Origin of the sequence: Siphonobacter sp. (assembly GCF_048595215.1) — a bacterium.
Taxonomy (GTDB): Bacteria; Bacteroidota; Bacteroidia; order Cytophagales; family Spirosomataceae; genus Siphonobacter.
In genome coordinates this window covers 1-2,576 of sequence record NZ_JBMDWJ010000220.1, presented here as the reverse complement: position 1 = coordinate 2,576, position 2,576 = coordinate 1, and the positions used below count along the sequence as shown (strand labels likewise).

Annotated in this window: 2 protein-coding genes and 1 pseudogene; 1 reads left to right on the top strand and 2 read right to left on the bottom strand. The window is 48.5% G+C overall.

What is annotated here, in order from left to right; genetic code table 11:
• Positions 1 to 197 precede the first annotated feature (197 nt).
• On the bottom strand, positions 198 to 1,067 hold the full coding sequence (locus tag ACOJTG_RS13860) for a serine hydrolase (protein WP_420154366.1): 870 nt from the start codon (positions 1,065 to 1,067) through the stop codon (positions 198 to 200).
• Between the two features lie 115 nt (positions 1,068 to 1,182).
• A complete protein-coding gene (locus tag ACOJTG_RS13855; protein ID WP_420154365.1) occupies positions 1,183 to 2,130 on the bottom strand; it encodes a cation diffusion facilitator family transporter in 948 nt (315 codons plus the stop codon).
• Between the two features lie 251 nt (positions 2,131 to 2,381).
• Between ACOJTG_RS13855 and ACOJTG_RS13850 the strand changes: the two are divergent.
• Positions 2,382 to 2,576, top strand: a pseudogene (locus ACOJTG_RS13850) (hypothetical protein); the annotation flags it as partial.

Sequence of the window (2,576 nt, the reverse complement as noted above, 5' to 3'; positions counted from 1 at the left end):
CACCTCGAGTACGAACAAGTCATACAAACAGTCGGCGTGATCGCCACGGGCTCGAGTCACATCTGGGCCGTCGCCAAAACGATGCTCGATGATAGTCTGGAAAAGGGGTACATCCAGAAACCAGAACTTCCGCAGGAATAATACGGACTCGGTTGCTTACGCGTCGAGAAGTTTTCGACGTCGTAAGCAACTGGCATTTATTGAATCGACTGGTAGATCATTTCTGAAACCGTAGCCATCGTTTCAACGGCCGCTTCGCGATCCGGTTCCTGCCAGTTTTTGGAAAGCAAAACCAGCACGTATTTCCGGCCGTCGGGCAAATACACAATGCCCGAATCGTGCATAATACTTACGATCGAGCCAGTTTTATGAGCGACTTTTACGCTTTTCGGTAGTTTGGCCGGAATGACAGAATTGAATTTCTGATCCAAGAGGATACTGATCATCGCCTGCGAAGCCTCCGGACTAACGGCCTTTCCTTTCGCAATTTTCTCAAACAGTAGGGCTAAATCATACGCGGAAACTTTATTATTCAGTCCCTGAGCGAACGCTTTTTTGTCTTCAACGCCTCGGAGTACCTGTGTATGTTTCGCTCCCATTTTACAGAGTGTTTTGGTGACATTCCGAGCATCTACCAGATCAATGATGATGTTCGTCGCCAGATTACTGCTGTAAATAATCATTTCGTACATCAGATCGTAGATGGTCCGTTTCTGGCCCACTTTCTCGTAAAGTTTCGGCTCACTATCGTCCGTCGCAACCAGCGAGTACGGGCTTCCATCCACAATACTTTTGAATTCATTCTTTACCACAATCGAATCCAGAACCGAAAATTTTCCTTTGTACGCCTGCCGGTATACTTCCAGCATAACGGGCGTTTTCATGGTACTGGCTGCATGAAAAGAATCGTTTTCATTGATGTAGACATGATCGCCCGTTTCCAGATTCTTGTAAGCGACGGCGTAGGTGCCTTTTCTACCGGATAAATAATGCTGAATTTGTTCTTTGAGTGAGGTAGACTGGGCCTGAACCAGTCCGGGAAGCAACAGCAGGAATAACCATTTCATAGGAAGCAAGGAAGCGTGAGTCGGTAAGATACAGCCAAAATGCTAAAATCCGGCAGATTAGCTCTAACCTTAACGTTTACAACACTCTCCACATCATACGTAAGCTGATTTTTGATTAGGCGTGCCCGGTAGAGAGAGCAGTGGGAGATTGCTGGAATAAACGGTTACCGGATTGCGGCTCAATGAAAATGTGCGTCAGCGTTGGAATGGCGGCCTGTAGTTGCTGATGAATCTGTTCAATACTCTGGGTAAGCTGAACGGCGGTTAAATGGGACAAAAACCGCACCCGCTGTACCAGTACAATCTGCTCAGGGCCTACCTGAAACGTTAAGGTTTGAACGACAGTTTCGACGGATGGATGAGCCTGCGTAACCTCCGTAATCTGGGCCTCAATGGCGGCTCCGGCACCTTCACCCATCAGCAAGCTCCGGCTTTCCCGGGCCAGTACCAGTGAAACAGCCGTGAGGATCAGTCCGATCAGAATGGAAGCGGCTCCATCGAAGTAAGGGTTTTGCAGCGTATGCCCCAGAAAAACGCCCAGAAAAGCAATCATTAGGCCCAGTACATCGGCCGCGTCTTCAAAAAGCACGACAAAGGAAGAGGGGTCTTTGCTGTCACGGACGGCCACCCAGAAGGCCTGCTCACCCCGCTGAGCATTGAAGGCCTTGGTTGCCGTGATTAAAGAAAAGCCATCCAGAGCGAAAGCAATGCCTAGTACAATGTAATTCCAAAACGGGTCTTCAATAACGTGCGGATCGAGGATGTGGGTAACGCCTTCGTAAAAGGATACGCCACCCCCCACGGCAAAGATCAGAATAGAAACCAGGTAGGAATAAAAGTAAATTTCCTTGCCGTATCCAAAAGGCCTTCGCTGGTCGGCGGGTTGCTGACTTTTCCGTAAACCCACCAGCAACAGAACTTCATTGAGCGTATCGACCAGCGAGTGGATTCCTTCGGAAACCATCGCAGAACTCCCGCTAATCCCGGCCGCAACAAATTTCGTCACGGCAATCAGCAAATTAGCTCCTAAAGCCGTGTAGATGGCAAGTTTGGTAGAAGGCATAAAAACACGAAACAGTTGAATCAAAAATAAGGTCTAGGCCACTAAAGGTAAGGGGACGTTTAAAGAAATCGGAGGGCAAGCGAAAAAGTACGTGCCAGAAAGTATTTATCGGAAGTGTCTGAAAAACACCCGGAAAGGAATAATTTTTTTGCCTCACTCACCAGCTTCACGATAGTTTCTAATAACTACACCCTTTTATTCTGAAGTGTGAAACCCGAAAGGATCGCTTCCTTTCTTTTCAAACGTGACCAATGGCTTCTACAAATTCCGACCTTGAACAGTTAGGCATCAACACCGTACGGGTGTTGTCCATTGATGCCGTACAGAAAGCAAACTCCGGACACCCCGGCATGCCCATGGGGGCCGCTCCGATGGGGCACGTACTGTGGGCTCACCACATGCACTATAATCCGAAAAATCCCGAATGGCCCAACCGCGACCGTTTC

What these genes read in the sequence shown, in the direction of transcription:
- ACOJTG_RS13860 (WP_420154366.1), bottom strand. Translation starts at nt 1,067, where the DNA reads ATGAAATGGTTATTCCTGCTGTTGCTTCCCGGACTGGTTCAGGCCCAG.
- ACOJTG_RS13855 (WP_420154365.1), bottom strand. Translation starts at nt 2,130, where the DNA reads ATGCCTTCTACCAAACTTGCCATCTACACGGCTTTAGGAGCTAATTTG.